Consider the following 22209-nt stretch of genomic DNA (forward strand, 5'->3'; position numbering starts at 1 on the left):
CCCCCAACGGGAGGAGCAGTCGATGGACATAGCACTGAAGGACGTCACCCGCGAGAACTTCGAGGCCGTCATTGCGCTGGAGGTCGCGGCATCACAGCGTGGCTATGTCGCTGACAACCTCTACTCCCTTGCCGAATCGAGCTTGCATCCGACCTACCGGCCTCGCGCCATCTATTGCGACGGGGAGGTGGTCGGCTTTCTCATGTACGAATCCTTCGACCACGACGACCGGCCGCCGGCCTACAACATCTTCCGTCTCATGATCGACCGACACCATCAGGGAAGGGGCATCGGGTACGGGGCCATGCAGTGCGTGCTGGATGAGATCCGGGCGCAAGGCCCCTTCGAGCGGATCGCGATCTGCTATGTGGCCACCAACCAGGTCGCCCGGGACTTCTACGCCAGCTTCGGCTTCCAGGAGGCGGGAATGAGCGAGGAGACCGGCGAGGTCATCGCCGAGATACGGGGGTAACGGGGCGCGCATTGCGCCCCCGGCGTGCAGCACGCTTGACGGAGGGGTAACCGGCAGCCCCAGAATAGATCATTCCCCCCCGAGGAGTGCCCGATGTCCCTGCTCAACGCCATCCTGGCCGTCGCCCTCTCCGCCGCCCCTTGGCTGCTGCTGGGGTTGGTGATGGCCGGCCTGATCAAGGCCCTGGTTTCCGAGGCCTTGCTCAACCGCTGGGTGGGCGGCCAAGGCCTGGGCAGCATCGCTCGCGCGGCGGTGATTGGCGCCCCGCTGCCGCTCTGCTCCTGCGGGGCCATCCCGACGGCGCTGGCCATGTATCGCGGCGGTGCCTCGCGTGGCCCCGCCACCGCCTTCCTGATCGGCACGCCGGGCATCGGCGTGGACTCCCTGGCCATTACCTACGCCCTGCTCGGCCCCTTCATGGCCGTGGCCCGGGCCATCAGCGCGGTGCTGACCGCCATCGTCACCGGCCTGCTGGTGGGCCGAACGGCCCCCGCAAGCGCACCGGCCGGCACCGTGCAGGCCTCCGGGAGCGAGGACGAGACCGAGAGTGGCTGCGGAAGCGGCTGCGCCAGCGGCTGTAATGATACGTCAGAGGCTAATAACGGGGCCCCGGCACAGAGGCTCAGCGCCCGCCTGGCCGGCGGGCTGCGCTACGCCTTCACCGACATCCTCGACGATATCAGCCTGTGGCTGCTGGTGGGCCTGCTGGTCGCCGGCGTACTGATCGCCCTGGTGCCACCGCAGCAGCTGGGCGAGCTCGGTAGCGGTCTCTGGGCCATGCTACTCATGGCGGTGATCGGGATACCGCTCTACATGTGCGCTACTGCCGCCACGCCGATCGCCGCCGGGCTACTGCTGGCCGGCGTCTCGCCCGGCACCGTGCTGGTCTTCCTGGTCGCCGCGCCGGTCACCAGCCTGGCTACGCTGGGTGTCTTCCGCCGCGAGATGGGCAACCGGGCCCTGCTGGCCTATCTCGCCGGCATCCTGGCGGGCGCCGTGCTGCTGGGGCTGGGCGTGGATGCCGTGGCACGCTGGTGGCAGCTCGACGTGACCCGCCAGATCGAAACGGTAGGTGAACTGCTGCCGGCCTGGATCGAGTGGCTGGGGCTCATCGTACTGGTCGGCCTGGCCGTCAAGCCGCTGCGCCGCGCGCTCGCCAGCCACCTGCCCCGCCTGGCCTGAATGTATCGCCCGGGCAGGGGTCTCACGACGAGCAAGCCCCGGCCACGAAAGCAATATTGTCTGAAGGAGCCCCTATGACGGACCGCCAGCCCCACCCCCGCATTCTGGTCTTCGCCGGCAGCAGCCGCGCCGGCTCGTACAACAAGGCGCTGGCGCGCCTGGCCGCCGAGCGCATCGAGCTGCTGGGTGGCAAGCCCACTTTTATCGACCTGCGTGACCACCCCATGCCGCTCTATGATGGCGACCTGGAGGCCGAGCAGGGACTGCCCGAGAATGCCCTGGTACTGCGTCGCGGCCTGGCCGACCACGAGGGCCTGCTGATCGCCTCGCCGGAGTACAATGGCTTTATTACCCCGTTGCTCAAGAACACCATCGACTGGCTGACCCGCCCTCATGAGGGCGAGAGCGGCCTGGCGCTCTTCGAGGGCAAGCTGGCCGCCCTGGTGTCTGCCTCACCCGGCGGACTGGGCGGTATCCGCAGCCTGGCGCTGGCCCGCCAGCTGCTGGCCAACATCGGGGTGACGATGCTGCCTGACCAGCTCGCCGTGGCCCGCGCCATGGAGGCCTTCGACGAGAACGGCCGGCTGCGCGACGAGGCGCAGATGGAAAAGCTGGATGCCATCTGCCGGCGGTTGATCGACAGCCTGCACCGGCTGCACGGCTGACGCCCACCCCGCTAGCCATCGCGCCTGCCATCCACGCCTGATACCCCCAAGGGACGCCATGCCCACCGGAACGCAACGATCCTGGCAAAGCCGCATGCAGAACAGCGTGCAGACCCTGCTGATCATGGGGGGCCTGGCGCTGGTACTGAGCGTGCCCGGCTACCTGCTGGCTGGCGGCCTCGGCGTCGGCGTCAGCCTGGGCGTGGTGACGGCCGTGGCCTTCGCCAGCAGTTGGGTGCCGGCACGCTACATCCTCGCCGAGGCCGGGGCCGGCCTGCTCGACCGCCACCAGGCGCCGACGCTCTATCGGCTGCTCGATGCCCTCTACCATCGCGCCGGGTTGACCAGCCCCCCACAGCTCTTCTATGCCCCCTCGTCCGACCTCAACGCCTTCGCCGTGGGCACTCGGCAGGACGGCGGCATTGCCGTCAGCGAGGGCCTGCTGCGCACCCTGACGCTGCGCCAGCTGACCGGCGTGCTGGCCCACGAGGTGAGCCACCTGCAGCATGGTGACACGCGCGTGATGTCGATGGCCGCGGCCATGACCCGCCTCACCCTGTGGCTAACCACGGTCTTGCAGATCAGTCTGCTGCTGATGGTGCCCATGATTCTGGCCGGCGACATTCGCCTGCCCTGGGGCATGCTGCTGGTGGTGGCCTTTGCGCCCAGCCTGAGCACCCTGCTGCAGCTGGCCCTGTCCCGCAATCGCGAGTACACCGCGGATCTGGACGCCGTGGCCCTGACCGGCGATGCTGATGGGCTGGCCTCGGCGCTGGACACCCTGGAGCGCCACCAGGGACGCTGGCTGGAGACCCTGTTCGGCCGTCATCCGCCGGCAGGACTCGACTGGCTGCGCACCCACCCGCCGACCGAGGAGCGCATCCGCCGGCTGGCGGGCCTCAAGGAGCCGCCGGAAGCTTCCCTGCATCAAGACCTCGAGGACGACGCCCACGCGCCAGCGGAGATCATCGAGCGCCCGGGCCCCGTGGCCCGGCGCTACTGGATACGCCGCCGGCGCTGAGGCGCCGCCCCTTGCTATACCCCCCACTGACTGACACACGAGAGAGCACACCATGAGCGATACGTCGAAGCCCTGGAACAGCCCCATGCCCAACCCGCAGTTCGACCTGATGCGTCGCATCCTGTCGGCGCCCAGCCCGGTGGGGCTGGAGGGCGCCATGACCTATGGCGTCCTCAAGCCGCACTTCGAGAGCTTCGCGCCCGCCGACTGGCAACTGCAGCAGTTCATGGGGCATGCCGGGGTGGTGCTGGACACTCACCCGGGCCGCGACGACCTCTTCAAGGTGATGATCATCGGCCATGCCGACAAGATCCGCATGCAGGTCCGCTCGATCGGCGAGGATGGCAAGATCTGGATCAATACCGACTCCTTCCTGCCCACCGTGCTGATTGGCCACGAGGTCACGCTGTTCAGCGAGGATCCCGAGGCCCCCGGCCGCTACCGTCGCATCGACGGCGGCACCGTGGAGGCGCTGGGCGCCATCCATTTCTCCGACCCCGCGCAGCGCTCCGGCGAGAAGGGCATCAAGAAGGAGCAGATCTATCTCGACCTGCAGATTCACGGCGAGAACAAGAAGCAGCAGGTCGAGAACCTGGGCGTGCGGCCTGGCGATTCGATCATCCTCGACCGGCCCATCCGCCCCGGCTTCAGCCCGGATACCTTCTACGGCGCCTACCTGGATAACGGCCTGGGCTGCTTCGTCACCGCCGAGGTGGCCAGACTGATTGCCGAGGCGGGCGGCACCGAGCAGGTGCGCGTGCTGTTCACCATCGCCAGCTACGAGGAGATCGGCCGCTTCGGCAGCCGCGTCATGGCCGGCGAACTGCGCCCCGATGCGATCATCGCCGTGGACGTGAACCACGACTATGTGGCCGCGCCGGGTATTGGTGACCGGCGCATGCAGCCGCTGGAAATGGGCAAGGGCTTCACCATGTCGGTGGGCGCCATCGCCAGCGAACAGCTCAACCGGATCATCGAGACCACCGCGCGGGAACATGACATTCCCATGCAGCGCGACATCGTCGGCGTGGATACCGGCACCGACGGCATGGCCGGGGTGCTCGCCTCGGTGGACTGCGCGGCGACCTCCATCGGCTTCCCGATCCGCAACATGCACACCATCTCCGAGACCGGTTACACCAAGGACGTGCTGGCGGCGATTCACGTCATCACCCGGGCCGTGAAGGCGCTGGACGCCCTGCCGAACCCGCACCAGGAATTCCGCAACAACCACCCGCGCCTCGACCAGGCCGGGCCGCTGGCGCACCAGGGCAGCGACAAGCCCGAGAAGACCGACAAGTAACCGCGTACGCGCTTGAAGGCATGCAGCAGGGCGGGCCTCGGGCCCGCCCTGCTGCGTTTGGCAACGCTAGCCGAGCCCGGCGAGCGCCTCAGCCAGCAAAGGCGCCATGGAAATGGTGTTGCTCTCGTGGGCGATGCAGTCGGTGCTCCACACCTCGCCGACCCCGGCCGCCTGGATCACCGCCAGGGCGTCATCGGCAAACAGCGCATGGGTGATCGCCACGTCCACGGACGCTGCCCCGGCGCCGAGCAGCGCCTCGGCGGCGCGGGCGAGCGTGTGACCGGAGCTCGCCACGTCATCCATCAGCACCACCTGGCGGCCGGCGAGCGCGATGTCTGGCAGTTCGACCTGCACGTTGCGGTCGCCGTTGCGAGTCTTGTGGCAGGTACCGACATCGAAGCCGGTCATCTCGCCAGCCTGGCGGACCCACTGCAGGGCCTCCTCGTCCGGCCCCAGCAGCAGGGGATCCTGGCGTTGCTCGGCAATCAGCTCGGCCAGGCGCGGGGCGCCGGAGAGCGCGATGGCGAAGTCGAGGGGGATCGCCTGGTCGAGGCGCTCTATGCGGTGCAGGTGCGGGTCGACAGTGATCACGGCATCGAACAGCTCAGCGAGAAAGCCGCCGACGATGGTCTGGCTGACGATCTCGCCGGGGTGGAAGGCGATATCCTGGCGCATGTAAGCGAGATAGGGCGCGACCAGGACCAGGCGCTGAACGCCCTGCCGGCGGGCATGACGCGCCAGCAGTAGCAGCTCGATGAGCTTCTCGTTGGGCCGGTCGAGGCTGCGATAGAGCACCAGGGTGTCGGGAAACTTCCCGGTCTCGGCGAAGGGCAGCGTGAGCTTGAGCTCCTGGTCGGGAAAACGGTGGCATTCCACCGCCTGGGCGGGCAGGTCGGCCGCCGCGGCGAGCCGCCGCGCAGGGGCCTCCTCGTCCAGAAAATACAGCAGCGCGCGCGTCATCGAACCTCCCTGTTCAGAACTCGACGTTGAGCCGGATGATCTCGTCGGGCCCGCCAATAGCGATGCCGGGGTCCCGCTCGGTGGCCTGATGGGCGAAGGTCAGCTCATTGCGATAGGCGGCATGAACACGATAGAGCGGCTGGCCCCGGGTCACCGGGTCGCCGATGCGTCTGAGCAGGTCGACGCCGGCCCCCGCCGCCTTGGGAGCCCCCGCCAGGCGGGCGATGCGTGCCAGCTGCAGATTGTTGATGCCGGTCACCACGCCGTCCGCCACGGCCAGCACCTCGAAACTGTGGGGGGCCAGCGGCGGATTGTCCGGATCGAAGGGCTTGGCCCCCTGGGCCTCGATGATCGCCCGCATCTTCTCGGCCGCCCGGCCGTCATCGAGGATGTCGCGGGCGATACCGAAGCCGGCGCCGCCGCGCACATCGGGGTCGAACTCCAGCATCCGCCCGGCCAGACGCAGCGCCTTGAGGCGCAGATCCATGGGCGCCTCGGGGTGGTTGGTGAGCACTCGCATCACGTCGCGGCCCTCCAGCACGGGGCCGATACCGTGCCCCACCGGCTGGCTGCCATCGGTGATCACCACGTCCAGGGTCAGGCCCATGCAGCCGGCCACAAACTCGAAGAGCCGGCGCAACTGGCGTGCCTCGGGCATGGAGCGCACCTTGGCGTTGGGGCCAACGGGGATATCGAGCAGCAGGTGGCTGGAACCGGCGGCGACCTTCTTGGAGAGAATGGAGGCGACCATCTGGCCCGGCGAATCGATGGAGAGCGGGCGCTCCACCGAGATCAGCACGTCGTCGGCCGGCGACAGCTCGCTGGTGCCGCCCCAGGCCAGGCAGCCGCGATGAGTGCGCACGATCTCGCCCAGCACGTCGAAGGGCAGGTCGACATTGGCCAACACCTCCATGGTATCGGCGGTGCCCGAGGGTGAGGTGATGGCTCGCGACGAGGTCTTGGGGCACAGCAGGCCGTGGGCGGCGACGATGGGCACCACCAGCATGGAGGTGCGGTTGCCCGGGATGCCGCCGATACAGTGCTTGTCGACCACCGGATGCTCGTGCCAGTCGAGGCGGCGCCCGACCCGGCTCATGGCATCGCTCAGGTAGAAAACCTCCTCACGGTCGAGCTCGCCGCGATCGCAACCCACCACGAAGGCGGTCAGCTCGATCTTGGAGTAGCGCAGCTCGGCGATGTCGCGAATGATGTGCCGGAAGTCATCGCGCGACAGCCGCTCGCCGGCGAGTTTGCGATGCAGGGCGGGAATCGAGGCCGGGGGCTCCGCCTGGGAGACGCTCACCGGATGGCCCTCCGCCACGCCCAGGGCCTCGAAGGCGTCCTCGGAGAGGCCGAGCTGCTGGCAGTCGACGATAGTGGCATCGTCCACCACATTGAGGCTTGCCAGGATGCGCTGGCCGTTAGCACGGACCTCCACCTTGGAGAGCGCCTGGAAGCCCTCGGCGCGATAGAGGTCGCATTCGCGATGCAGGTAGGCCACGTTCTCGCGGTAGGTGTCGATGCCGACCCGCTTGAGAGAGAGCGGCGAGAGGGTATCATCCAGGGCTTCCGCCCGAGTGGCATCAGTCGTCGTCATGGCGGTCTTCCTTGTGACGGCCTGCCGGCCTGCCGACCTCGCGTCACGCAGGTGACGAATGGGTCCATCCTAGCAGCGCCCCGCCAGAGCGTCATTCGGCACGGCTCGGGCCGTGACGGCAGTCACGCGATCGCGATAGGCTTGCGGTATCTCGGCAGAAGGACCACCGCACGTGCTCGATGCTACCCTGGATGTCGGCCACTTCTGGGCTGTGGCCATCACCTTGATCGCCGTCGTGGCCTGCGTGCTGCTGCATTACGAGGTCTCGCTACGGCTCTGGCAAGGCCTGGAGCGCTCACACAGCACCCTGCGTCGGCGCTTCCTCAAGCTGAGTTTCGGCCTGTTCGCCGCCCATATTGCCGAGATCTGGCTGTTCGCCGTGGCCATGGCCCTGCTCGGAGAGCACCCGCTGGCTGGAGGCCTGTCAGGCATCGGCGCCGTCAACTTCCTCGACTACGTCTACTTCTCGGCGGTCAGCTTTACCACGGTCGGCTATGGCGACCTCTTCCCCACCGGGCCGATTCGTTTCATGGCAGGCACCGAGGCACTGCTCGGCTTCATGCTGATCACCTGGTCGGCGTCGCTTACCTTCCTCGAGATGCAGCGCCACTGGTCACGGCGCGAACGCTGAGCCGCGAGCGCTGAGTCGAGCGCGCTGAGCCAGACCCGGAGAAGAGGCAATCCCACGATGTCACCGGCTGGCCATACGTTCTGATGGCATAAGGCGACAAGGTATTCCACGAATACGGGAGAGGCGGGAAGCTACTCCTGGGCCGAGGCCGTGCAGACCCGGTCCCGCCCCTGGCGCTTGGCGCGATACATCGCCTGGTCGGCCGTCTTGAGCAAGTTTTCCAGGCTTACCTCGCCACAGGAGGCCGCCGCCACCCCGATACTTGCCGTGCCATGGATGGACTGCCCCGCATAGGCGAATGGCGACGCATGCAGCGCCAGACGCAGGCGTTCAGCCAGCGCCGTGGCATCACTCAAGGAAGTCCCCGGCAGCGCCAGGGCGAACTCCTCGCCACCGAAGCGGCAGAGGATATCGCTGTCGCGCAGCTCAGCCCGGAATATTCGGGCCACCTCGCGCAGGACATGATCCCCCGCGGCATGACCATGGGCATCATTGATCGCCTTGAAGTGGTCGAGATCAATCAGCAGCACGGCGAAAACGTGCTCGGCCGGAAGGCACGCCAGCTGCTCACGGCAGGCCGCAAAGAAGGCACGTCGATTGAGCAGCTGGGTCAACTCATCGCGGTAGGCCAGCCGCTCGACGCGGTGATGCGAAGCCTTTAGGGCATCCTCCAGCGCCTTGCGCTCAGTGATATCGGTAGCGATCTCGACCCTCGCCAGACGCCCATCGCTCCACACGATGGCCTGGTCGCGGCACTGGTACCAGCGACCATCCTGGGTGTTCTGGAACTCCCACACTACGGCAGCCCCGGGCCGCCCCTGAGCATCGAGCAGCCGGGGGTTGTTGCAGAACTCGCAGGGCCCGCTCTGGCCCTCCTGCAACACCTGCCAGCATTTGCGCCCGTCCGGCTCGCCCCACTGCTGACGTCCATAGGCGTTCAGGAACAGCAGATCATGGGAGTGCATGTCACTGACATAGACCGCCGCATCCAGGCTATCGAGAATACGCAGCAGATCCTCGGCGCCGGGCGACGCCGTGGTGTTCTCGGAAACCTGGAGGGTAGGCAACTTGCGGGTCATGAGAGGCTCGAGGGCATGAAGGCCATGGGCCAGCGTGGATGGACGAGTCCACTATGGCAGCCCGAATCGGCGATAGCCATTGGACCTCAGGGCAAACGTCCTTCTCGGGCCAGGCGACGCCGCACCCAGCGGTCGTAATACCAGCGCAGCGCGGGCTTGATTCCCGGCAGGCCGACCAGCCAAGCCAACGGCTTGAGGCGCGGCACCCGGCGCATCAGCAGGATATAGGCGTCGATCCCTTCCTGAATCGACCCGCCCTCCTCCTCCACATGCAGGGAGAGCAGCGCGGCCTCAGGGTCGACGCCCTTCTCGCCCAGCGTCTGCTGGTGCTCGTTCACATCGCACCATGCCACTTGGTCGCCGGCCTCCCCCGCCCAGCGTTCGTAGCGGGCACGATCCCGCTGGCAGATGGGGCAGGCACCATCGTAGTAGACCTTCAGCGGTGGCAGATCGGACATGGGGGTCTCCTTTCTGACGTGGCTCACCGCGGCAGACGCCGTTCGGCCGCGAGAGGTTCAACGCAGGATGCCAGACGCCGCGAGCCCCTTGCCCGAGCAGATGGAGAACCCTTGTCTCCAGCGGTGAAAAGCTGACCTGACACATGGCTGTCACGCTTGCGCGCCAAGCTCGGTAAAAGTGCCAATGGAGGCCGCCGGCATGCCCCACCGCGAACCGCTCAGCGCAGCCGAACAGACGTTCCTCATGCGGCTGGCCCAGGGTAACGCGCTGAGCCTGCAACGTCAGGCCGAATGCGATACGCAGCGAGGACTCACTTCGCCCTCGCGGGCTGCGACTGCCGCACCTGGCGCCGAGACCCGCACCCTGACGATCCTGATGATCTCGGACGTCTACCTGCCGCGAGTGAACGGGGTCTCCACCTCCATTACCAGCTTCTGCGCGGCGCTGGAGCGCCTCGGCCATTCGGTGACGCTGATCTGCCCCGCCTATCCGGTGGGTCAGACGGATCGGCCCGACGTGCTGCGCATTGGCTCCCGCGGCGTGCCCGGCGATCCCGAGGACCGGATGATGCGCTATCGCGAGGTGCTGGCGCTGGCCCCGCAGCTGCTGGCCCAGGCATTCGATCTGATCCACGTGCACACGCCCTTCGTGGCGCACAGCGCCGGCATCGCCCTGGGGGAGCGCTTGGGCATTCCCGTGGTGGCGACCTACCACACCCTCTTCGAGGAGTACCTGCACCACTATGTGCGCTGGCTGCCGCGACGCTGGCTGCGCTTCGTGGCCCGGCGTCTCTCGGTACGCCAGTGCCACCAGCTGGATGCCCTGGTCGTGCCCTCCTTCGCCATGCGTGATGTCTTGAGCCGCTATGGCGTGACAGCGCCCATGGCGGTCATTCCCACCGGCCTGGCCCTCGAGGCGTTCACTCAACCCCAGACGACGGACGACTTCCGTGCCCGCTACGGCCTGCCGCCGACGGCTCGGCTACTGCTCTACGTGGGACGCGCCGCCCATGAGAAGAACATCGGCTTTCTGATCGCGTTGCTGCCGCGAATACTGGCCCAGCATCCCGATGCGCACCTGGTCATTACCGGCGAGGGCCCGGCGCGAGCGGCGCTGGCCCGGCAGGCTCGGGCGACGGGCGTTGGCGAGTCGGTCCACTTCCTGGGCTACCTGGATCGCGACGGCCCCTTGCAAGCCGCCTACCGCGCCGCCGACGCCTTCGTGTTCGCCTCGCGTACCGAGACCCAAGGCCTGGTACTGCTCGAGGCCCTGGCCCTGAGCACGCCCGTGGTCTCCACCGCGGTGATGGGCACCCGCGACATCCTGGCGGATGGCGAAGGCTGCCTGATTGCCGAGGAGACCCACGATGACTTCGCCGCCAAGGTCAACCGGGTACTGAGCGACCCGGCACTGCGCGAGAGGCTTGCCCGCCGCGGCCAGATCCACGCCGCCCGGTGGCACGAAGACACCCAAGCCGCCGAGCTGGTGACGATGTACCTCACCAGTAGGCGGGATCGTCGAACGTCGTGACACAGCGTGGGACACCGACCAGGGACTCAAATGTCAGCCTCGAGAAGAAGAGGCTGCCCACGATCCGGCCCCTCTCCATGGCCACGACCCCCAGAACATCCCGCGAGTCGGTATCGGCCTGCAGGTAGCGCTCATGGGGCCTCCGACCAGAGGCGAGCAGAGGCTCAGGCCGTCCAGGGCAGTGGCGGCGCAGTCAGCCGCGGGCCGTCGAACGCGGGAATGCTGCCGAAACGGGAGCTTTCGGCCTCCCAGTCGCGCTGGGCCTCGCTGATCTCCGCCTTGCTGTGGCCGACGAAGTTCCACCAGATCAGGATCTCCTCGCCCAGGGGTTCGCCGCCCACCAACAAGACCCGGCTGCCGGGCGGCAGCGTCACTGTCACCTCGTCGCGGCCGCGGCCCAGGTAGGCCAGCTCATGGGTGGCGAAGGTGTCGCCCTCGATCTCCAGATCCCCCTGAAGGGCGACCAGGCCGTACTCGAAGTCCTCGCGCAGCGACAGCCGCAACGGGCCGCCCTGTGGGCTGGCCAGGTCCAGGGCCACCAGCGGCGAGAAGGTCAGGGTCGGCGCCCGATATCCGGCGAACTCGCCCACCAGCAGGGTCAGCTCAGTGCCCTCCTCCTGCCAGCTGGGCAGGGTTGGGTAATGGTCGAAGCGCGGGTCGGTGGCGCGATCCGCCTCAGGCAGGGCAATCCACAGTTGGGCGGCATGCAGGGTCGCCTCGTCTGACAGCGACTCCTCGGTATGGCTAATGCCGTGGCCGGCGGTCATCAGGTTGACCTGGCCGGGGCGGATCACCTGGGCGGTGCCCAAGCTGTCACGGTGGAGGAGCTCGCCCTCGAGCATCCAGGTGAAGGTCTGCAGGCCGATATGCGGATGGGGGCCGACCCGAAGGCCGGGATCGTCCGCCGCGAAGTCGGCGGGGCCGATATGATCGAAGAAGCACCAGGCGCCAATCAGCCGGCGCTGGCGGCGGGGCAAGGCGCGGTTGACGGGGATGCCGCCCACCTCGGCGCTATGCGGCGTGACGTGCTGCACCTGGCGCTGGCCGTCGATGATGGGGCAGTCGAGGGAGCGGGCAAGTTCGCGTTGGTTGACGAGATTGCTCATGGTCTAGCGCTCCTGGTGGGAAAAGAAGGGACCGGCCCTCGCATAGGCTTTGAAGAGCCGTGCCAGGGCCGGGCCCTCGGCGCGCTACCCATAGCGTCGAGACAGTCAGCGGTGCCTGTTCGAGGCGTGTCGCGTGGCCGACGCCATGGGTTCGTATCGGGTCGGCGCCTTAGTTCAGTTGGCTTTGCTGATTATAACTCTGCATCAGGTTGGCGTAGGCGGGCAGGTGGCCGGCCAGCAGGCCGCCAAAGCCCTCGATATCGTTGCGCCAGTCACGGTGCAGTTCGCAGCCCACGCCGAACCAGGTCATCAGCTGGGCGCCGGCCTGGGACATACGATCCCAAGCGGCGTCCCGGGTGGTCTGGTTGAAGGTCCCAGAGGCGTCGGTGACCACGAAGACCTCATAACCTTCCTCCAGGGCCGAGAGCGCCGGGAAGGCCACGCACACCTCGGTGACCACCCCAGCGATCAGTAACTGCTTCTTGCCGGTGGCCTTGATGGCAGCGACGAACTCTTCGTTGTCCCAGGCGTTGATCTGCCCCGGGCGGGCCAAATAAGGCGCCTGCGGGAACGTCTCCTTGAGCTCCGGCACCATGGGGCCGTTGGGGCCATCCTCGAAACTGGTGGTGAGGATGGTGGGAATTTCGAAGAACTTGGCGATATCGGCCAGGGCCAGGACATTGTTCTTGAAGTCGTCCGGGCTGAAGTCGCGCACCAGGGAGAGCAGGCCGGCCTGGTGGTCCACCATCAGCAGGGCCACGTTATCCTTGTCGAGCCGATTGTAGGTAAAGGACATGGTCATTCTCCTTTCGCTGTCGTTGGCAGTCAGGGGCTGCCCGACGACCATCGCCGGGCAGGACTAGACGCATGAGTCGATTCATGCACCTCTCGGGTTGCCGAACCTCCCGGCTTGGAAGTCGGCAAAGGCCTGGTGGAGCTCGGCCTCGTGATTCATCACGAAGGGACCCTGGCCGGCCACCGGTTCGTCGATGGGCTCACCGCCCAGCAGTAGCAGCTTGGCGTCGTTGTTGGCCTCCAGGTGAAGGGCCTCACCGCGACGCTCGAAGGCGACGACGCTCTCGTCGCGGACGATACGCTCGCCGTTGACCAGCACCGTGCCCTCCAGGAGGACCAGCAGGGTGGTATGGCCCTCAGGGACGTCGAGCCGCACATCGCCGCCGGCCACCAGGCGCAGGTCCCAGACATTGATGGGGGTAAAGGTGTGCGCCGGGCCTTTCCGATCAAGATAGCTGCCCGCCACCACTCTGAGCTGGCCGGCATTGCCCTGCAGGTCGACTCGGGGGATATCGCTGTCGAGCAGGGTCTGGTAGGCCGGCGGGGCGGACTTGTCCCGGGCCGGCAGGTTGACCCACAGCTGCACCATGTCCAGCAGGCCGCCCCCTGCGGCGAAGGCTGGAGCGTGGTACTCCTCGTGGACGATGCCGGCGCCGGCGGTCATCCACTGGACATCACCCTCGCCGATCTGGCCGCCATGCCCCGCCGAGTCGCGGTGCTCAAGGGCTCCCTGGTAGACCAGCGTCACGGTCTCGAAGCCCCGATGGGGATGAGCCCCCACGCCTCGCCGGTAACGCGTCGGGCTAAAGCGATGTGGGCCGGCATGGTCGAGCATCAGGAACGGGCTGATGTGCTCAGCCCCCAGGCGGTCGTAGCTGAGCAGGGAGCGCACCGGAAAACCGTCGCCGACCCAATGGCCGCGTGGGGCACCGTATACTGCCTGGATCTTCTTCATCGTCGGCTCCTGTCATGACGAGGGAGGGTCACTTCCCGATGCAAGAAGCCTACTCCTTGAACAGTGGTGCCGGTATACGCTGAAATTGGCACTCAGCGTTTCACTGATGGAACGAAGGCATGCAGGACCTCAACGACCTTTTCTATTTCGTTCAGGTGGTGGACCACGGTGGCTTCGCCCCGGCCGGGCGCGCCCTGGGCATTCCCAAGTCGAAGCTGAGCCGGCGCATCACCCAGCTTGAAGAGCGCCTCGCCACGCGGCTGATCAACCGTTCGACACGTCACCTCTCGGTCACCGAGCTGGGGCAGGGCTACTATCGTCACTGCCTGGCCATGCTGGTGGAAGCGCAAGCCGCCGAGGAGCTGATCCAACGCCATCATGCCGAGCCTCAGGGCACGGTGCGGCTGAGCTGCTCGCCCAGCGTGCTGCACTACCTGATCACGCCTCTGTTGGTGCGCTTCATGGCGCGCTGCCCCAAGGTGGAGGTTCAGGTGGAGGCCACCAGCCGGCGGGTGGACGTGATCAAGGAGGGCTTCGATCTGGCGATCCGCGTACGCTTCCCGCCGCTTGAGGACAGCGACCTGACCATGAAGGTACTGGCGTCGAGTCCGCAGCGGCTGATGGCCGCCCCTGCCCTGTTCGACGAGCGGACACGACCCCGCAGCCCGGCGGACCTCGCCGGGTTGCCGAGCCTCGACTTCGAACAGTACGACCATCGCCACTGCTGGGACCTGGTGGGGCCAGAGGGAGCCAGCGCACAAATCCCCCACTGGCCGCGGCTGGTCACCGACAGCGCCGAGACCCTGCATGCCGCCGCCCTGGAAGGGCTAGGGGTAGTCAAGCTGGGGCTACTGGTGGGCGCTCGGGATATCCAGGCCGGGCGCCTGGTCGACGTCCTGCCGGGCTGGGAGCCCAGGGGTGGGATCCTGCATGCTGTCTTCCCCTCGCGGCGGGGTCTGCTGCCGGCGGTGCGCGCGCTACTCGACTTCCTGGACGAGCGGATCGCCGAGGAGGACTTCGCTACCCAGGAAGCGCTGATCAACGCGCAAAGTACTTCTTGATGCTGGTGGATAAATGCCGACTCCCCCTATAGACATCCACGATACCGCCCACGGCGGCTATGACGTCTGCGGATTCGTACAATAAGAAAATCCCCACTTTTCCTATACGTAGACAGGTTTACGCGATTTCTTTACGCGAAACCGCCCCTACAGGGCTTCCTGAAGGGGCGCTCGGCGTGCGTAAAGAAAACGACCATATTGCGCACAGCTGCTACCGGCCAAGAGCGGACCCGAGTATGGCTGCTTTCCCTGGTTGCTACCCCACCGCACAGCTAAGAAACCTGGGTTTCATGAATTCAGCTATAGCATGGCGACAGAGTTCTGCCCGGGTGAGGCATCACCCGGGCAGTTGGCATCACCTGGAGACGTTAAAGCGTCATGAAGGGCTGAGCCTCACCGGCGCGAAACTGGTAGACATTCCAGTCATCCTGCTTTGGTCCAGGCATACCCGGCGTGCCGATGGGCATGCCGGCCAAGCCGATGCCATCGGTGTCGGGGCGCTCCTCAAAGAGTTTCTCCACCGCCGCGAAGGGCACGTGGCCCTCGATGACATACTCGCCCATCTCGATGGTGTGGCAGGAGCCCAGGCCATAGGGCAAGCCGGCGCGTTCCTTGACTTCGCCCACTGGCACGTTGTCGACGATGGTGACGTCAACGCCGAGCGCCTCTAGCTGGCGTGCATAGGCGTCGCAGCAGCCGCACTGTGGGTTCTTGTAGAGGGTCGCCTCATCGGGCAAGGCCGCCTGGGCGGTGCCCGCGGCGAATAGCAGCCCGGTAGTGACAAGCAGGGTGGGGACAAAGCGGTTCATGAGCGATCCTCCCGGGAGTGACGCGAAGTGACGAGATACTTGACGAGGGCGGCGATAGCGAGGCCGAGCAGCAGCATGGCGCTCAGAGGCATCAGCCAGCCCATCCAGCCCATTGAGCCCATCAGGGCAAAGCAGTCGTTGGCGTACATAGGGTGTGGTTCCTGACGTGAGAATGGGAGCCGATAACGAGCAGCTAAGTCGTTACCGGGAAACCGGCAGTCGTCAGGTTCTGGGAGGATACCGAGGTGGCGAGGCGATAAACTCGATCACAGCCGGATCGGCGAGGTCGGCCAGGACGTCCGGTGGGACGCAGGGCAGGACGGGGGCCGCGGTCAGGGCCGCGCAGGCACCACAGTCGGCGCTGGAATGATCCACCATCTCGGCTTGGGGCGCGCCGCAGTCGATGGCACAGCTGTCGTCCATTACCGCATGGCCAGGCAGGCTGACGACCAGCAGTACCGCGAGCAGCAGCGCCATCAGGCGTGCAACTCGAGTGGGCTGTGGGTAGCTGGCCTTGCTGGTCATGGGGAGGTCCTCATTATCGCCGTATCATTCTGCCCTGGATGCAGGGTCGGTCGACATGACCCAGGGCAAGAGACGGTTCGCTGATCTAACCCCAGCCCGGTGTCGGGTGACGGGCTATCACGGCGAGCTATTGGGTGAGCCGGCCCCCCACCGCAGCTGCTGGCGCTGCTCGTCGGTGAGCAGGTCGAGCATGCGGCCGCGCATACGTACCATCTCGGCCATCATCTCACCGCGCAGCTCGCCCATCTGACCATGCAAGGCCTGAACCTGCTCGGGGTCGGGACGTTCAGCGTGCATCACCTCCATCATCTCCTGACGAAGGTCCATCATTTGCCCCATGCGCTCGAACTGGGTGGAGCGATGCTGCTGCATCAGCTCGCGCATCTGGCGGCGCTGTTCGGGCTCGAGGTGCTGCATCATGCCGGGGCTCATGCCGCCCTGGCCGAAGCCCATCATGCCGAGGCCCATGCCGCCCTGGCCGTAGCCCATCATGCCGGGCCCCATGCCGCCCTGGCCGTAGCCCATCATGCCGGGCCCCATGCCGCCCTGGCCGTAGCCCATCATGCCGGGCCCCATGCCACCCTGGCCGTAACCCATCATGCCGGGCCCCATGCCGCCCTGGCCGTAGCCCATCATGCCAGAGCCCATGCCGGCCTGCGCCGTGGCCGCACCACTGGCCGCGATGCCCAGGCCAGCGGCCAGTGCGATGGCAAGAATCCGTGTTTGCTTGGCCATGATCGTTCTCCTCATCATTTCCGTGGCAGAATCACATTCCCAACTGAGGGCGTGTTCCAAGCTTGCATTATGAGCTTACAACCTTGGGGTGGCCCAAGGGTCAAGGCGTTTTGCATTTTGTCTCAGTTCAGCTTACTGCCGTATAACGAAGGCTCCCCTGAAACGATCGAAGAGGTTTGTGGATTATGCGCAAGTCACTGCTCACCCTGGCACTGAGCCTTGCTACTGCCCCGGCCTTCGCTGCCGGTGAGCATGCCGGTTCTCACTCTACAAAGACCGATGCCGAGGTCGACCGTACCGTCCAGGTCGAAGCGGGCGATATGTGGTTTGGCCCCGAAGAACTCAACATCACGGCGGGAGAAACCGTTCGCTTCTTGGTCGCCAACACCGGCAACCTGCAACACGAGTTCGTGATCGGCGATGCCGAGGCACAGAAACAGCACCGTGAGATGATGCAAGCCATGGGAGAGGGTCATGGCGATGGCCACGATGGTCACGGCGGTCATGACATGGCGGAGGGCGCGCATGGCGGTGAGATGCCGTCCATCACCCTGGCGCCCGGCGAGACCGCGGCGCTGGTATGGACCGCACCCGCTGACGTGGATACGCTCATCTATGCTTGCAATATCCCGGGCCATTTCGAATCCGGGATGGTCGGCGAGATCCACCTCGGCGGCTGAGCCTGACGCATGAAATGCTTGCTGCTCGAAGAGGACGACGTGCTGGCCGAGCGCCTAGCCGCTGGCAGGCGGCACTGTTGTCATTGCTCGACCGGAAAGACACGCTAAGCGTGTTCGATGGCCACGGCGATGGCTGTTGTGGCCGGAGTGCCATGTGGCCTCGTTCACGTTTCTGCTGAACGTGCCCTGAGAGTTCCTGCAGGCGCCCCCTGCCCTGACTGGGGACCGGCCTCATGCCCTTGCTGCAGTGGCGGGTCCTGCCCCCGCTTATCCTGTGGCTCTCATCCCGCCATTTCATCGGCACCGCCGCCCTCATGACACCCTACATGAAAAGTTCCGATTGACCTTTGGGTAACCCAAGGGTTCTAGGATAGGAAGTGCTTACCCTTGTCGGGGCGATCGCCCTGTGCGTGGTGATCTATGCGCGGGGCTTCGCCGTCGTCAGCAATCTATCGCTGACGGAGAGCATCGCGACGACGGATGACTCGCCGCCGACCACCATGGCCAATCGCATGATGCGAAGGGGAACCGCAACAGGGAGGAAGGAGCATGACCCAGGAACACGCGCATGAAGTGACAGATCCCGTCTGCGGGATGAACGTCGACCCTCACCACACCGAACACCGCGCCTCCCACGAGGGAAACACCTGGTACTTTTGCTCGGCCAGGTGTCGACAGAGGTTCGAAGAGGCCCCAGACACGTACCTCCAGGAGCAGGACACGCCCTCCGAGCCCGCGCCGCCCGGCACGATCTACACCTGCCCGATGCACCCCGAGATTCGTCAGGAGGGGCCGGGCGACTGCCCCATCTGTGGCATGGCGCTGGAGCCCGAGACGGTGTCAGCCGATACCGGCCCTTCCGACGAGCTGAAGGACATGACGCGGCGCTTCTGGATCGGGCTGGCCCTGGCACTGCCGGTGCTGATACTGGAAATGGGCAGTCATGTGGTCAGCCTCGATCACCTGATCGCGCCCCAGGTCTCGAACTGGATCCAGCTCATCCTGGCCACGCCAGTGGTGGTCTGGGCCGGCAGGCCCTTCTTCGTGCGCGGCTGGCGCTCCATCGTGCACCGCAGCCTCAACATGTTCACCCTCATCGCCATCGGCACCGGGGCGGCGCTGGTCTACAGCCTGCTGGCGACCATCGTGCCGGGCATCTTCCCCGAGACCTTCCGACAGGCCGATGGCTCAGTGGCCGTGTACTTCGAGGCAGCGGCGGTCATCGTGGTGCTGGTCCTGCTGGGCCAGGTCCTAGAGTTACGTGCCCGGGAGAAAACCTCCGGGGCCATCCGCGCGCTGCTTGACCTGGCCCCGGCCACGGCGCGTCGCATCGACGATAGCGGCGACGAGGAGGAGGTCTCCCTGGATCACGTCCAGGTGGGCGACCGTCTGCGCGTGCGCCCCGGCGACAAGGTGCCGCTGGATGGCGAAGTGCTGGAGGGACGCTCCAACATCGACGAATCGATGGTCACCGGCGAACCGCTGGCGGTGCGCAAAGAGGCCGGCAACGAGGTGATCGGCGGCAGCATCAACGGTCAGGGTTCCTTCATCATGCGCGCCGACAAGGTGGGTCGTGACACCATGCTGTCGCAGATCGTGCAGATGGTGGCCAGCGCCCAGCGCAGTCGCGCGCCCATCCAGGGGCTAGCCGACAAGGTGGCCAGCGTCTTCGTGCCGGCGGTGATCCTGGTGGCCGTGGTAGCCTTCATCGCCTGGTCGCTGTGGGGACCGGCGCCGCCCATGGCCTTCGGCCTGATCGCCGCGGTCAGCGTGCTGATCATCGCCTGCCCTTGCGCGCTCGGGCTGGCCACACCGATGTCGATCATGGTGGGGGTCGGCCGTGGCGCCCAGGCCGGCGTGCTGATCCGCGACGCCGAGGCGCTGGAGCGACTGGAGAAGGTCGATACCGTGGTGGTCGACAAGACCGGCACGCTCACCGAAGGCAAGCCCCGTGTGACCGAGTGGCAGCCGGCAGAAGGCGTCAACGCGCACGAGCTGCTGAGGTTGGCCGCAGGACTGGAACGCGGCAGCGAACACCCGCTGGCCCAGGCGATCGTCGAGAAGGCCAAAGAGGAAGGCGTAACGCTCTCGGAAGCTACGGAGTTCGACGCCCCCAACGGCAAGGGCGTGACCGGCCAGATCGACGGCCAGCGCATCGCACTCGGCAATCGCCTGCTCATGGAAAGTGAAGAGGTGAATCTGGCCGAACAGGAGGAACAGGCCGAACAGCTGCGCGCCGATGGCGCCACCGTGATCTTCGCCGCCGTGGACGGCCGCCTGGCGGGGCTACTGGCCATCGCCGACCCGGTCAAGGAAACCACCGAGGCGGCCATCCAGGCGCTTCAGGCAGACGGCATCCGGGTCGTCATGCTGACCGGCGACAACCGCACCTCCGCCGAGGCGGTGGCGCGCCGCTTGGGAATCGACGAGGTGGAGGCGGAGGTGCTGCCCGAGGACAAGGGGCGCGTGGTGCAACGCCTGCGTGACGAGGGTCGTGTGGTGGTAATGGCCGGCGATGGCGTCAACGACGCCCCTGCCCTGGCCACCGCCGATGTAGGCATCGCCATGGGCACCGGCACCGACGTGGCCATCGAGAGCGCCGGCGTGACCCTGCTGCGCGGCGACCTCACCGGCATCGTCGAGGCGCACCGGCTGTCGCGGGCCACCATGCGTAACATCCGCCAGAACCTGTTCTTCGCCTTCGCCTACAACGCCGCAGGGGTGCCGATCGCCGCCGGTATACTCTACCCCTTCACCGGCCTGCTGCTGTCGCCGATCATTGCCGCCGCGGCGATGTCGCTCTCCTCGGTGAGCGTGATTACCAATGCGCTACGCCTCAGGCTGGTGAAACTGACCTCTGCTGACTGACGCGCCTGAGGCGTCGCCCGTGTCTCGTCAGGGAGTCGGCACCCGCCCACAAGCGCTTGAGGCAGTAGAGCGCCCCGTTGGCGCCATCGCCACGGGGCCGAGATATTCGGGGGCGGATTCAGACTAAGATACAAGTGTGAACCAGGCCTTGAGTGCCGCAATGAATAAGGACCTCGAGTGACGCCCCAAGACCGCTTATTTCCCGCCACGGCCATGCCGAACGAGGACTGGTGGCACGCCCTGTGGCCCGACCCTGATGGCGTCGTCAGGGCCTTGCGCATCGGGCAAGGGATGACGGTTGTCGATCTCGGCTGTGGCGATGGGTATTTCACCGCCGCCATCGCCCGGCAGGTGGCGTCGGGGCGCGTCATCGGTGTCGACCTCGATCCGGACATGCTGGAACAAGCGCAAGCGGCGTGCGCGGGGATGCCGAATAGCGACTGGCTGCTCGGAGACGCCATGGCGCTGAGCCGTCTGCTGAGTGCGCCGGCCGACTATGTGCTGATCGCCAATACCTTCCACGGCGCGCCGGACAAGACGGCGCTGGCCCGAGAGGTCGCGGCGGCGTTACAGCCAGACGGCCGCTTCGCCATCGTCAATTGGTACCCCCTTCCCCGTGAGGAAACGACGGTTCTCGGCCAGCCGCGGGGCCCCAAGACAGACATGCGTATGTCGCCGGAGCACACCCGAGCGGACGTCGAACCGGCCGGCTTCACGCTCGAGAGGCTGGTCGAACTGCCGCCCTACCACTACGGCGCCGTTTTCATCCGTACCCACTGATTCAGGAGTGAGCCATCGTCGGCCAATCCCCCTAATCAGTCACCAGGAGGTTCAATATGGACCCCGAAGCACAAGACACCCAGGCAAGCCAAGACGCGCCGCCCGAACACGGTTGCGCTTGCAACCCGATGATGAGGGGCATGATGCAAAACATGATGCAAAAGATGAGGGCGCAGATGGGCCCGGGCGGCGAAGACCCCATGGCCATGATGCAGAAGATGATGGAACAGAGGGAAAGTCAGCCCGGCGGTGAGGCCGGCAACCCCATGCCGCAGATGATGGGCATGTGCATGAGCATGTGCTCAGAAATGCTGACGGCCATGCACAAGACCACGTCGATGGCCGCCTTTGCCACGCCCGAACTTCACACCCTATTCGGCGAGTGGATGGAAGGCCTGGAACGTGAAGCGCTCGCCGTGCTGAACGACCAAGGCGAAGCCGATGCAACGTTCCTGGCGACCCAGCTCAACATCAGCGAGGCAAGCGCCATCCATCTTATTGGGCACCTTGCCGATAAGGGCAAGGTAAGGCTGAGCGTCCAGGCCACCGGGAAGGGGGAACCGTGAGTACCGTCGTACTGGAGTCCGTGTTGACGTGCCCCCACTGTGGCCATGCCCAGCAGGCAACCATGCGGACCAACGCCTGCCAGTTCTTCTACGAATGCGGCAACTGCAAGGCTCTGCTGCGACCCAAGCCCGGCGACTGCTGTGTGTTCTGTTCCTTCGGCTCGGTGAAGTGCCCGCCGGTTCAGGCGCAGCCAGGGTGTTGCGAGTAGCATTCCGTTTTCGCGGTCATCATTGACAACGCACCCTCGGACCGGCGGTGTGCAGTGTGAGGCGACGACAGACTTAGGTTTTGTCCGAAAAGTCGAATCTGCTAATGTCGTCGATGCCGAAGCAGCATAGGTGACCCATGGCAGGACGCTACGAGATCTCCGACAACGGCTGGGCCCTCATTGAGGACATCGTGTCGCCGCCGCAGAGAACGGGGCGTCCC

At 66.2% G+C, this 22209-nt stretch carries 24 protein-coding genes; 13 read left to right on the forward strand and 11 right to left on the reverse strand.

What is annotated here, in order from left to right; all coding sequences use genetic code 11:
- The first annotated feature begins 22 nt into the window (after positions 1–22).
- The 5 genes from FHR95_RS05975 (at position 23) to FHR95_RS05995 (ending at position 4643) form a co-directional block, all read left to right on the forward strand.
- Positions 23–472, forward strand: coding sequence for a GNAT family N-acetyltransferase (locus FHR95_RS05975; protein WP_183313704.1), 450 nt, complete (start codon positions 23–25; stop codon positions 470–472).
- 93 nt (positions 473–565) lie between these two features.
- Positions 566–1654: an SO_0444 family Cu/Zn efflux transporter gene (locus FHR95_RS05980; protein ID WP_183313705.1), complete on the forward strand. Its 1089-nt coding sequence runs from the start codon at positions 566–568 to the stop codon at positions 1652–1654.
- 74 nt (positions 1655–1728) lie between these two features.
- Complete coding sequence (locus FHR95_RS05985) at positions 1729–2319, forward strand: NADPH-dependent FMN reductase (RefSeq protein ID WP_183313706.1); 591 nt, start codon at positions 1729–1731, stop codon at positions 2317–2319.
- Positions 2320–2413: 94 nt separating this feature from the next.
- Positions 2414–3340: a zinc metalloprotease HtpX gene (locus FHR95_RS05990; protein ID WP_246378384.1), complete on the forward strand. Its 927-nt coding sequence runs from the start codon at positions 2414–2416 to the stop codon at positions 3338–3340.
- A gap of 52 nt (positions 3341–3392) precedes the next feature.
- Positions 3393–4643, forward strand: coding sequence for a M20/M25/M40 family metallo-hydrolase (locus FHR95_RS05995; protein WP_040187733.1), 1251 nt, complete (start codon positions 3393–3395; stop codon positions 4641–4643).
- Positions 4644–4709: 66 nt separating this feature from the next.
- Here the strand turns inward: FHR95_RS05995 and FHR95_RS06000 are convergent, their stop codons facing one another.
- Complete coding sequence (locus FHR95_RS06000) at positions 4710–5603, reverse strand: ribose-phosphate diphosphokinase (protein WP_183313708.1); 894 nt, start codon at positions 5601–5603, stop codon at positions 4710–4712.
- A 13-nt stretch (positions 5604–5616) separates the two neighbouring features.
- Positions 5617–7200: a thymidine phosphorylase family protein gene (locus FHR95_RS06005; protein WP_183313709.1), complete on the reverse strand. Its 1584-nt coding sequence runs from the start codon at positions 7198–7200 to the stop codon at positions 5617–5619.
- Positions 7201–7372: 172 nt separating this feature from the next.
- Between FHR95_RS06005 and FHR95_RS06010 the strand changes: the two genes are divergently transcribed.
- Positions 7373–7831: a potassium channel family protein gene (locus FHR95_RS06010; protein WP_343065185.1), complete on the forward strand. Its 459-nt coding sequence runs from the start codon at positions 7373–7375 to the stop codon at positions 7829–7831.
- Between the two features lie 131 nt (positions 7832–7962).
- On the opposite strand, the gene FHR95_RS06015 is transcribed toward FHR95_RS06010, so the two are convergent.
- Both FHR95_RS06015 and FHR95_RS06020 read right to left on the reverse strand, forming a co-directional pair.
- Positions 7963–8910 (reverse strand): GGDEF domain-containing protein, encoded by a 948-nt coding sequence (locus FHR95_RS06015; RefSeq protein WP_183313710.1) that lies wholly within the window; start codon positions 8908–8910, stop codon positions 7963–7965.
- Between the two features lie 86 nt (positions 8911–8996).
- On the reverse strand, positions 8997–9368 hold the full coding sequence (locus FHR95_RS06020; protein WP_183313711.1) for a thiol-disulfide oxidoreductase DCC family protein: 372 nt from the start codon (positions 9366–9368) through the stop codon (positions 8997–8999).
- Between the two features lie 199 nt (positions 9369–9567).
- On the opposite strand from FHR95_RS06020, the gene FHR95_RS06025 reads away from it, so the two are divergent.
- Positions 9568–10899 (forward strand): glycosyltransferase, encoded by a 1332-nt coding sequence (locus FHR95_RS06025; protein ID WP_246378385.1) that lies wholly within the window; start codon positions 9568–9570, stop codon positions 10897–10899.
- 164 nt (positions 10900–11063) lie between these two features.
- Here FHR95_RS06025 and FHR95_RS06030 read toward each other — a convergent pair whose 3' ends face one another.
- From FHR95_RS06030 to FHR95_RS06040, 3 genes are all read right to left on the reverse strand, one after another.
- On the reverse strand, positions 11064–12005 hold the full coding sequence (locus FHR95_RS06030; protein WP_183313713.1) for a pirin family protein: 942 nt from the start codon (positions 12003–12005) through the stop codon (positions 11064–11066).
- Between the two features lie 169 nt (positions 12006–12174).
- The gene (ycaC, locus tag FHR95_RS06035; RefSeq protein WP_040187742.1) at positions 12175–12801 is read right to left on the reverse strand and encodes an isochorismate family cysteine hydrolase YcaC; all 627 of its coding nucleotides are present in this window, start codon (positions 12799–12801) and stop codon (positions 12175–12177) included.
- Positions 12802–12882: 81 nt separating this feature from the next.
- Positions 12883–13755: a pirin family protein gene (locus FHR95_RS06040; protein ID WP_183313714.1), complete on the reverse strand. Its 873-nt coding sequence runs from the start codon at positions 13753–13755 to the stop codon at positions 12883–12885.
- A 119-nt stretch (positions 13756–13874) separates the two neighbouring features.
- Between FHR95_RS06040 and FHR95_RS06045 the strand changes: the two genes are divergently transcribed.
- The gene (locus FHR95_RS06045) at positions 13875–14816 is read left to right on the forward strand and encodes a LysR substrate-binding domain-containing protein (protein ID WP_183313715.1); all 942 of its coding nucleotides are present in this window, start codon (positions 13875–13877) and stop codon (positions 14814–14816) included.
- A 368-nt stretch (positions 14817–15184) separates the two neighbouring features.
- Here FHR95_RS06045 and FHR95_RS06050 read toward each other — a convergent pair whose 3' ends face one another.
- The 4 genes from FHR95_RS06050 to FHR95_RS06065 form a co-directional block, all read right to left on the reverse strand.
- Complete coding sequence (locus FHR95_RS06050; protein ID WP_183313716.1) at positions 15185–15625, reverse strand: DUF411 domain-containing protein; 441 nt, start codon at positions 15623–15625, stop codon at positions 15185–15187.
- Positions 15622–15774 carry a hypothetical protein gene (locus tag FHR95_RS06055; RefSeq protein WP_183313752.1) on the reverse strand — a complete coding sequence of 51 codons (153 nt, stop codon included), beginning with the start codon at positions 15772–15774 and terminating at the stop codon, positions 15622–15624. Before FHR95_RS06055 ends, FHR95_RS06050 begins: the two co-directional genes overlap by 4 nt.
- A gap of 73 nt (positions 15775–15847) precedes the next feature.
- Positions 15848–16150 carry a hypothetical protein gene (locus tag FHR95_RS06060; RefSeq protein ID WP_183313717.1) on the reverse strand — a complete coding sequence of 101 codons (303 nt, stop codon included), beginning with the start codon at positions 16148–16150 and terminating at the stop codon, positions 15848–15850.
- A 117-nt stretch (positions 16151–16267) separates the two neighbouring features.
- On the reverse strand, positions 16268–16885 hold the full coding sequence (locus tag FHR95_RS06065; protein ID WP_183313718.1) for a Spy/CpxP family protein refolding chaperone: 618 nt from the start codon (positions 16883–16885) through the stop codon (positions 16268–16270).
- 185 nt (positions 16886–17070) lie between these two features.
- Here FHR95_RS06065 and FHR95_RS06070 point away from each other — a divergent pair, with 185 nt between their 5' ends.
- The 5 genes from FHR95_RS06070 (at position 17071) to FHR95_RS17265 (ending at position 21988) form a co-directional block, all read left to right on the forward strand.
- Positions 17071–17565 (forward strand): cupredoxin domain-containing protein, encoded by a 495-nt coding sequence (locus tag FHR95_RS06070; RefSeq protein ID WP_183313719.1) that lies wholly within the window; start codon positions 17071–17073, stop codon positions 17563–17565.
- Between the two features lie 549 nt (positions 17566–18114).
- Complete coding sequence (locus FHR95_RS06075; RefSeq protein WP_183313720.1) at positions 18115–20433, forward strand: heavy metal translocating P-type ATPase; 2319 nt, start codon at positions 18115–18117, stop codon at positions 20431–20433.
- 177 nt (positions 20434–20610) lie between these two features.
- A complete protein-coding gene (locus tag FHR95_RS06080) occupies positions 20611–21213 on the forward strand; it encodes a methyltransferase domain-containing protein (RefSeq protein WP_221199219.1) in 603 nt (200 codons plus the stop codon).
- Positions 21214–21269: 56 nt separating this feature from the next.
- Complete coding sequence (locus FHR95_RS06085) at positions 21270–21779, forward strand: MarR family transcriptional regulator (RefSeq protein WP_183313721.1); 510 nt, start codon at positions 21270–21272, stop codon at positions 21777–21779.
- A gap of 20 nt (positions 21780–21799) precedes the next feature.
- Positions 21800–21988 carry a GDCCVxC domain-containing (seleno)protein gene (locus FHR95_RS17265; RefSeq protein ID WP_425485269.1) on the forward strand — a complete coding sequence of 63 codons (189 nt, stop codon included), beginning with the start codon at positions 21800–21802 and terminating at the stop codon, positions 21986–21988.
- The last annotated feature ends 221 nt before the right edge of the window (positions 21989–22209 follow it).

This window comes from Halomonas fontilapidosi, assembly GCF_014192285.1.
In the GTDB taxonomy this organism is placed as follows: Bacteria; Pseudomonadota; Gammaproteobacteria; order Pseudomonadales; family Halomonadaceae; genus Halomonas; species Halomonas fontilapidosi.

Excerpts from the sequence above, each read along its gene's own strand:
- FHR95_RS06015 (WP_183313710.1), bottom strand. The coding sequence starts at position 8,910 with ATGACCCGCAAGTTGCCTACCCTCCAGGTTTCCGAGAACACCACGGCG.
- FHR95_RS06055 (WP_183313752.1), bottom strand. The coding sequence starts at position 15,774 with ATGTACGCCAACGACTGCTTTGCCCTGATGGGCTCAATGGGCTGGATG.
- FHR95_RS06025 (WP_246378385.1), top strand. The coding sequence starts at position 9,568 with ATGCCCCACCGCGAACCGCTCAGCGCAGCCGAACAGACGTTCCTCATG.
- FHR95_RS06040 (WP_183313714.1), bottom strand. The coding sequence starts at position 13,755 with ATGAAGAAGATCCAGGCAGTATACGGTGCCCCACGCGGCCATTGGGTC.
- FHR95_RS06085 (WP_183313721.1), top strand. The coding sequence starts at position 21,270 with ATGGACCCCGAAGCACAAGACACCCAGGCAAGCCAAGACGCGCCGCCC.
- FHR95_RS05985 (WP_183313706.1), top strand. The coding sequence starts at position 1,729 with ATGACGGACCGCCAGCCCCACCCCCGCATTCTGGTCTTCGCCGGCAGC.
- FHR95_RS05995 (WP_040187733.1), top strand. The coding sequence starts at position 3,393 with ATGAGCGATACGTCGAAGCCCTGGAACAGCCCCATGCCCAACCCGCAG.
- ycaC (WP_040187742.1), bottom strand. The coding sequence starts at position 12,801 with ATGTCCTTTACCTACAATCGGCTCGACAAGGATAACGTGGCCCTGCTG.
- FHR95_RS06075 (WP_183313720.1), top strand. The coding sequence starts at position 18,115 with ATGACCCAGGAACACGCGCATGAAGTGACAGATCCCGTCTGCGGGATG.
- FHR95_RS05980 (WP_183313705.1), top strand. The coding sequence starts at position 566 with ATGTCCCTGCTCAACGCCATCCTGGCCGTCGCCCTCTCCGCCGCCCCT.
- FHR95_RS06070 (WP_183313719.1), top strand. The coding sequence starts at position 17,071 with ATGCGCAAGTCACTGCTCACCCTGGCACTGAGCCTTGCTACTGCCCCG.
- FHR95_RS06030 (WP_183313713.1), bottom strand. The coding sequence starts at position 12,005 with ATGAGCAATCTCGTCAACCAACGCGAACTTGCCCGCTCCCTCGACTGC.
- FHR95_RS06050 (WP_183313716.1), bottom strand. The coding sequence starts at position 15,625 with ATGAACCGCTTTGTCCCCACCCTGCTTGTCACTACCGGGCTGCTATTC.
- FHR95_RS06020 (WP_183313711.1), bottom strand. The coding sequence starts at position 9,368 with ATGTCCGATCTGCCACCGCTGAAGGTCTACTACGATGGTGCCTGCCCC.
- FHR95_RS05975 (WP_183313704.1), top strand. The coding sequence starts at position 23 with ATGGACATAGCACTGAAGGACGTCACCCGCGAGAACTTCGAGGCCGTC.
- FHR95_RS06005 (WP_183313709.1), bottom strand. The coding sequence starts at position 7,200 with ATGACGACGACTGATGCCACTCGGGCGGAAGCCCTGGATGATACCCTC.
- FHR95_RS06060 (WP_183313717.1), bottom strand. The coding sequence starts at position 16,150 with ATGACCAGCAAGGCCAGCTACCCACAGCCCACTCGAGTTGCACGCCTG.
- FHR95_RS06000 (WP_183313708.1), bottom strand. The coding sequence starts at position 5,603 with ATGACGCGCGCGCTGCTGTATTTTCTGGACGAGGAGGCCCCTGCGCGG.
- FHR95_RS06045 (WP_183313715.1), top strand. The coding sequence starts at position 13,875 with ATGCAGGACCTCAACGACCTTTTCTATTTCGTTCAGGTGGTGGACCAC.
- FHR95_RS06065 (WP_183313718.1), bottom strand. The coding sequence starts at position 16,885 with ATGGCCAAGCAAACACGGATTCTTGCCATCGCACTGGCCGCTGGCCTG.
- FHR95_RS05990 (WP_246378384.1), top strand. The coding sequence starts at position 2,414 with ATGCAGAACAGCGTGCAGACCCTGCTGATCATGGGGGGCCTGGCGCTG.